The 7,239-nt window shown below is 53.2% G+C and carries 3 protein-coding genes and 9 pseudogenes; all 12 read left to right on the plus strand.

All coding sequences use genetic code 11. The features are described 5' to 3' along the window. Positions 1 to 1,366, plus strand: a pseudogene (locus ASD60_RS28855) (RHS repeat domain-containing protein); the annotation flags it as partial. A gap of 7 nt (positions 1,367 to 1,373) precedes the next feature. Further along, complete coding sequence (locus ASD60_RS13675) at positions 1,374 to 1,691, plus strand: DUF7716 domain-containing protein (RefSeq protein WP_056854515.1); 318 nt, start codon at positions 1,374 to 1,376, stop codon at positions 1,689 to 1,691. Between the two features lie 896 nt (positions 1,692 to 2,587). Further along, positions 2,588 to 2,779: pseudogene (locus ASD60_RS29885) on the plus strand (hypothetical protein); the annotation flags it as partial. 1 nt (position 2,780) lies between these two features. Next, a pseudogene (locus ASD60_RS29890) lies at positions 2,781 to 3,331 on the plus strand (RHS repeat domain-containing protein); the annotation flags it as partial. 1 nt (position 3,332) lies between these two features. Continuing rightward, a pseudogene (locus ASD60_RS29430) lies at positions 3,333 to 3,793 on the plus strand (RHS repeat domain-containing protein); the annotation flags it as partial. A 1-nt stretch (position 3,794) separates the two neighbouring features. After that, positions 3,795 to 4,075, plus strand: a pseudogene (locus ASD60_RS29435) (RHS domain-containing protein); the annotation flags it as partial. Position 4,076: 1 nt separating this feature from the next. Further along, positions 4,077 to 4,328: pseudogene (locus ASD60_RS29440) on the plus strand (RHS repeat-associated core domain-containing protein); the annotation flags it as partial. A 1-nt stretch (position 4,329) separates the two neighbouring features. Then, positions 4,330 to 4,505, plus strand: a pseudogene (locus ASD60_RS29895) (RHS repeat-associated core domain-containing protein); the annotation flags it as partial. Continuing rightward, a complete protein-coding gene (locus ASD60_RS29660; RefSeq protein ID WP_442966000.1) occupies positions 4,481 to 4,942 on the plus strand; it encodes a hypothetical protein in 462 nt (153 codons plus the stop codon). The pseudogene ASD60_RS29895 and the gene ASD60_RS29660, both read left to right, overlap by 25 nt. A 23-nt stretch (positions 4,943 to 4,965) precedes the next feature. After that, on the plus strand, positions 4,966 to 5,562 hold the full coding sequence (locus ASD60_RS13695) for a hypothetical protein (RefSeq protein WP_056854519.1): 597 nt from the start codon (positions 4,966 to 4,968) through the stop codon (positions 5,560 to 5,562). Positions 5,563 to 5,810: 248 nt separating this feature from the next. After that, positions 5,811 to 6,709 (plus strand): annotated as a pseudogene (locus ASD60_RS29455) (type IV secretion protein Rhs); the annotation flags it as partial. 1 nt (position 6,710) lies between these two features. Next, positions 6,711 to 7,239: pseudogene (locus ASD60_RS29460) on the plus strand (RHS repeat domain-containing protein); the annotation flags it as partial.

Consider the following 7,239-nt stretch of genomic DNA (forward strand, 5'->3'; position numbering starts at 1 on the left):
AATTCACAATCCAGGCATCCAACCTGCGCTGTTGGTCGAACACGCCTACAACCCGATCCACCGCCGTCACCAGTACGACCCGGCTGGCGAGTTGACCCGCACCCTCGACAAACTGCGTGGCGAGATCAAGTACGAATATGAAGCCAACGGCCAGTTGCACAGCCGCGACACCGGCCAGTTGATCGACAGCGAAGAATTCCGCTACGACGCCGCGGCGAACCGGCTGAACTTCAACACCAGCCAGTTCGACCACGTCAAAGACAACCGCCTCAAACGCTGGCGGGATCAGGAATATGCCTACGATGCGTGGGGCAACCTGATTGAGAAACGCAGCGGGATGAACCGGCTGCAGACGTTCACGTATGACTGCGAAAACCGCCTCGGGGCAACCTGATTGAGAAACGCAGCGGGATGAACCGGCTGCAGACGTTCACGTATGACTGCGAAAACCGCCTCGTCAAAGCTGAGACGATGGTCAACGGCAAGCTGGAGAGTACCGGTGCATATCGGTACGACAGCCTTGGGCGGCGGGTTGGTAAACAGTCTGTTGTTAATGGCGTGACCGAGCAGAAACACTTCTTATGGCAAGGCCTGCGGATGCTGCGGGAGGAGCGTCCGGGGCAAAGCAGTCTGTATATCTACGAACCGGGCAGCTATGTGCCGTTGGCGCGTGTCGACCAGGCAGAAGGTGAAGCGCAGCAGCTTTACTACTTCCATACCGACCAGATTGGTACGCCGTTGGAGGTGACGAACCGTGATGGGGAGATTGTCTGGCAGGCAACGTATAAGGCGTGGGGCTCGGTTGAAAAGCTGACGGTCAATGCCGTCGAGCAGAACCTGCGGTTTCAGGGGCAGTATTTCGACGACGAGACGGGGCTGCACTAGGCGGTTTGTTACGCAGGATCCGATTGGGTTGGATGGGGGAAGCAATCTCTATCGCTATGTGCTTAACCCAACAGGTTGGATCGATCCACTTGGATGGACTGGGTTCGATGCTAGCGGTAGACCTTTGTCTAGTAGTCAGTACAGCGTATGGACGAGTGTAGAGATGCCACAAGATATACATGCCTCTGGGAGGCCTACTCATTTTCGATATGCGAATGAAGAATTGTACAATAGGACGTTGAAATATCCTGAGCTAAATTCCACTCTTCCACCTGAGGTTGTGGAGCATATTAAACCTGGGCCAAGAGGGGGGTTTAGTGACAGGAGTCCACCAAACCATTCTTGGCACCACAATGCTCAAACACCAAAGGATATTGAATTGATACCCAGGTCCCAACATCAGGCGCCTGGACCGGTACAAAATAGTCTTCACCCTAATCAGCAGGGTGGTTTTAAAAAATTGCAAAGTTCAGCGTGTTGAGGTGAATGTGAAAACATATAGTATTAGGGAAGTATTGGAAGATATACATGTAATGCCGGATTCATGGTTTTATCTACCAGATGCGCCATGGACGCTAGATACGAGGGGGGCATTTTCATTAGATAGCCGAGATTTTCCTCCCGAATCAACCGACTATTTGCCACCGCAAGTGGCGAGCGATGGCTGGAAAGAAACGTTGGATACTCCCATGATTGAGGATGTGATTTCAAATGCTAATCAACAGTTAAGGGGGGGGGCGACGGTAGAGGATTGTTTTGAAGCGTTTAAGTTTTACTATGAGAATGATGCATTCAAGGTTTTTTAGTAAGTGTTGTTTGGCTTATTTTGTTGTTTAAAAATTTAGCATTATTTCAAGATGTTTTAGAGCGGTGCGGAAGATTGCGCCAAGCCGCTCACGTATAACGAACCAACTAAGTGTTGATACGCACCGATGGTAAAGGTCAGGCGGTGTGCGAGCTGCGTACTGCCTGAGAGATTTTTTAGTGAGAATCGAGAGAGTTGTTAGAAAGGGCAAATTCGAAACTCTGTGCTGTCTAGCGTTTTTTTGAGTTACGGGTGAGCATATGATCTCGAAAAAAGATGTAGATTGTTTTAAAGGGGCAAGGTTGGTGGTTTGATGACGTTAGCACTGATTATGAAATAGAACTAAAAAATAGGCGTTGATACGTCAGGTGATTTCCAGTTGGTTCTATCTTCATTTTGAGGGCCGGCCGACTTTTATAAGTTGTGGCAAAGAGATGTTTCAAATATTTTGTTTTTTTAAAAAAAACCAATTGATTTGGTGCTGAAACGAACCTGTGAAACGCTTGGGATTCCTATTGAGTATCTTTCATTGGATAGTTTTGAAGGTGAGAGTGGTTTTTTATAAGGCTAGTAGTTGAGGTTGTCGAACTTTCCCGTGACGGTTCATTGTCTGGGTTTAAATAGGGGGGGGGCTCAAGCCCCAGTGGGCAAATTTTAACGACTTCTTAGAGGGTTTCGAGTTAAGTTGAAGGAGGGTTGTGTTTGTCGGCTTTTCTTGATTTATTCGACTCTAAGGTTATGGATATTCTGGATTCGTTTGGAAGTAACTATTGGGATCACATTCGTCGGGCTCTTTAATAATAAGCTATCTGGTGGCTGAAATGTCCTTTCATCCATCATGTTTTTATCGCTAGCAAACGATATCGTTTTTATATTTGAGCCACGCTCGCAGTGATCCAGCTAGAGTTCGCCTACGACCTTACGGGGCTTCTGGTCAAAGAGATCAATTCCCAAGGCGTACTTGGTCTACAAATACGACCCACTGAGCAACCTCACCACGCTGACGTTGCCCACCGGCCAACACCTCAATCACCTGTACTACGGCAGTGGCCACCTGCACCAACTCAACCTCGACGGCCAGCTCATCAGNCGTTCAATCCTACCCATGTAGCTCCGGTCTCGAGTACGACCCGCTAAGCAACCTCACCACGCTGACGTTGCCCACCGGCCAACACCTCAATCACCTGTACTACGGCAGTGGCCACCTGCACCAACTCAACCTCGACGGCCAGCTCATCAGTGACATCGAGCGCGACGATCTGCACCGCGAAGTCCTGCGCACCCAGGGCGCGCTCACCAGTTGCTTCGGCTACGACGCCATGGGCCGCAAGAGCTGGCAGTTCGCCTCGCGCCTGCCGGCGGAAAAACTCTCACGCATCCACAACCCCGGTATCCAGCCCGATCTGCTGGTGGAGCACGCCTACAACCCGATCCACCGCCGCCATCAGTACGACCCGGCTGGCGAGTTGACCCGTACCCTCGACAAACTGCGCGGCGAGATCAAGTACGAATACGAAGCCAACGGCCAGTTGCACAGCCGTGACACGGGCCAACTGATCGACAGCGAAGAATTCCGCTACGACGCCGCGGCGAACCGGCTGAACTTCAACCCCAGCCAATTCGACCACGTCAAAGACAACCNCAGTACGACCCGGCTGGCGAGTTGACCCGTACCCTCGACAAACTGCGCGGCGAGATCAAGTACGAATACGAAGCCAACGGCCAGTTGCACAGCCGTGACACGGGCCAACTGATCGACAGCGAAGAATTCCGCTACGACGCGGCGGCGAACCGGCTGAACTTCAACACCAGCCAGTTCGACCACGTCAAGGACAACCGCCTCAAGCGCTGGCGGGATCAGGAGTATGCCTACGATGCGTGGGGCAACCTGATTGAAAAACGCAGCGGCATGGGCACGCTGCAGACGTTTGTTTATGACTGTGAGAATCGGCTGGTCCGGGCCGAGACGTTGGTCAACGGAAAGCTGGAGAGTACCGGTTCGTATCGGTACGACAGCCTCGGACGGCGGGTTGCCAAGGTTTCAGAGTTCAAGGGTAAAACCGAGCAGAAGCATTTCCTGTGGCAAGGTCTGCGGATGTTGCGNTCGGTACGACAGCCTCGGACGGCGGGTTGCCAAGGTTTCAGAGTTCAAGGGTAAAACCGAGCAGAAGCATTTCCTGTGGCAAGGTCTGCGGATGTTGCGCGAGGAAAGTCCGGGGCGGAGCAGTCTGTACCTGTATGAGCCGGGCAGTTATGCCCCCTTGGCGCGGGTGGACCAGGAAGAGGGTGAAGCGCAGCAGCTTTACTACTTCCATACCGACCAGATTGGTACGCCGCTGGAGATGACTGACGCGGACGGGAGCATTGTCTGGCAGGCGACGTACANAGGTGAAGCGCAGCAGCTTTACTACTTCCATACCGACCAGATTGGTACGCCGCTGGAGATGACTGACGCGGACGGGAGCATTGTCTGGCAGGCGACGTACAAGGCTTGGGGTTCGGTTGAGAAGCTGACGGTCGATGCAGTCGAACAGAACCTGCGGTTTCAGGGGCAGTATTTCGACGACGAGACGGGGCTGCACTACAACACGTTTCGGTATTACGATCCGGAGGTGGGGCGGTTTGTTACGCAGGATCCNCCTGCGGTTTCAGGGGCAGTATTTCGACGACGAGACGGGGCTGCACTACAACACGTTTCGGTATTACGATCCGGAGGTGGGGCGGTTTGTTACGCAGGATCCGATTGGACTAATTGGGAGCTTTAATCTTTACGAGTATGCTCCAAACTCAATAGCTTGGGTTGACCCTTCTGGTTTAAGCCCAGAAGACTTGGTCAGATATAAACCGAGGGCATCGGTGACCCCGCAAGCGGGCGCACGAGGCACTGCTATTAGCCGAGCCTGGGGTGAGGAGAGGGCGCTCGTTGAGAGAGGCGGAGGTAGTCGAAATTGGACCGCTGCGGAGCGCCAGACTATTTTAGGCACTCGCAATAATGCGCAGCTTTCTTCAATCATGTCCGAAGCTGGTTACACTGGCCATCATATTAATAGCGTCGAGGGCAATGGTCGCCTTGGACCCGCTTGGAAGGGTGATCCGAGGAATATCGTTTTCTTGCAGAATGCTAATCATCCAAGTGGTATCGATGAGCACTTGAATAGCCCTCAGGGACACCGCGGAAGTTACACAAACGCAGGGAAGGGACGCTTAATCGATCGTGTCAAAAGTGCAGCGAAATTAGGTTCCTGTGGTTAATGATTTACGTTTTGGAGGACGCTATGAATGGTATAGGGCATGCAGCGGCTGAGTTGGCCAGAGTCCATAATAAATATAACCTGTCCGGTAGTTTTCAGCGGCGCGGTGAAGTTAGTCTTAAATGGCCTTCGACTCTTGGTCGCTCAGTTGAGTTGGATGATTTTTTCAATGATTATGAGCCGGTTGATGTCAAAATCGAAACAGGATTTACGCCGTTAAAGCTTTTTAGTCTTGACTCGATTGAGAAAGGTCAAGTTGGCTATAAGTGGGTTAATGTGGGGTCAGTTACTAAGTTAAACAAGGAGTGGAATCAAGCTTTTGTAGTCGTGATGGATGATTCTGGGGGCGGAAAGCCTGTTATTGCAGTAACAAATGTCAAGAATACTCCGGTTTATGCAAGTTATAGTGCGGTTGCCCCCTTTAAAATTTCAGATTCGCTAGCTGATTTTATTTTTGCATTGGCGAAGCTGGTTGAGATTGTTTATGGCGAATTTAATGTTTTTGAGATTTCTGATGATGACGGATTGAGCTCGTTATTTGTTGCGAGAGTGAATGATGAAATCTCTCCTCTATTAGGTGAAGAAAACTTTGAAAGATTTTTTGACTACTTTTACGGCTGAGCACGTTTTTTTGCCATAATTTCCCCGCGTGATCATTGTGCTCTCTACTGTTCGCTCTTTTATAATCCAACGTAAAAGAAGTGGCTGCCAACGTTGTCTCAGCCGCTTCCTCTATTGTAATTATCGACGCCAGCCACAAGTCCAAATACCTGTGGTGGAACACCCTGGCCCAGGTCGAGCGCTTCCAGGATTGCTCGGGTAAAACCACCACATACCGCTTCGACGAGCGCCAGCACCTGGTCGCCGTNAGCGTTTCGCCTGATTATTTTCAGCAACTGTTCAACAAATACCTGTGGTGGAACACCCTGGCCCAGGTCGAGCGCTTCCAGGATTGCTCGGGTAAAACCACCACATACCGCTTCGACGAGCGCCAGCACCTGGTCGCCGTGACCGACGCGCTGGGTCAGACCACCACGCTGGAACGCAAACCCGACGGCGAAGTGCTGCGCATCCATCACCCGGACGGCAGCGCCGAATCGTTCACCTACAACGCCCTCGGCCAGGTACTGACGCACACCGACGGCAAAGGCCAGACCACGCGTCTGCTACGCACCGCCCGGGGCCTTCCGAGCAGCCGCCAGGACGCCAAGGGCCAGCGCATCCGCTACGAATACGACGCGGCGATTCGTTTGACCGCGTTGATCAACGAAAACAACGCGGCGTACCAATTCGCCTACGATGCGTCCGACCGGCTGATCGAAGAAAAGCGCATCGACAACCTGACCCGGCGCTTCAGCTACAACCTCGGCGGGCATCTGACCCAGGTCGACGAAACCGGCTACGGCGAACGCGGCGAACGGCCACAACGCCGCACCGAATTCGAGCGCGACAGCATTGGTCGGCTGCTGGCCAAACTGAATGCCGATGCCCGTCAGGATTACGCGTACGACGACGCTGATCGCCTGCTGTCGATCCAGCGCCTGCCGACCGCGCAGGGCAAGCAACTGGGCGTCAGCGAAGAAACGCTGGAATTCTCCTACGACCTGCTCGGCCGCCTGATCCAGGAGACCACGGCACAAGGTGCCTTATCCTACGAGTACGACCCGCTAAGCAACCTCACCACGCTGACGTTGCCCACCGGCCAACACCTCAATCACCTGTACTACGGCAGTGGCCACCTGCACCAACTCAACCTCGACGGCCAGCTNCAGCTCATCAGCGACATCGAGCGCGACGACCTGCATCGCGAAGTCCTGCGTACACAGGGCAAACTCACCAGTTGTTTTGGCTACGACGCCATGGGCCGCAAAGCCTGGCAATTCGCCTCGCGCCTGCCGGCGGAAAAACTCTCGCGCATCCACAACCCCGGAATTCAGCCTGACCTGCTGGTGGAACACGCCTACAACCCGATCCACCGCCGTCACCAGTACGACCCGGCTGGCGAGTTGACCCGCACCCTCGACAAACTGCGCGGCGAGATCAAGTACGAATACGAAGCCAACGGCCAACTGCACAGCCGCGACACCGGCCAGTTGCTCGACAGCGAAGAATTCCGCTACGACGCCGCGGCGAACCGGCTGAACTTCAACACCAGCCAGTTCGACGACGTCAAAGACAACCGTCTCAAGCGCTGGCGAGATCAGGAATATGCCTACGATGCGTGGGGCAACCTGATTGAGAAACGCAGCGGGATGGGCACGCTGCAGACGTTTGTTTATGACTGTGAGAATCGGCTGG

Source organism: Pseudomonas sp. Root562, from assembly GCF_001427125.1.
GTDB lineage: Bacteria > Pseudomonadota > Gammaproteobacteria > Pseudomonadales > Pseudomonadaceae > Aquipseudomonas.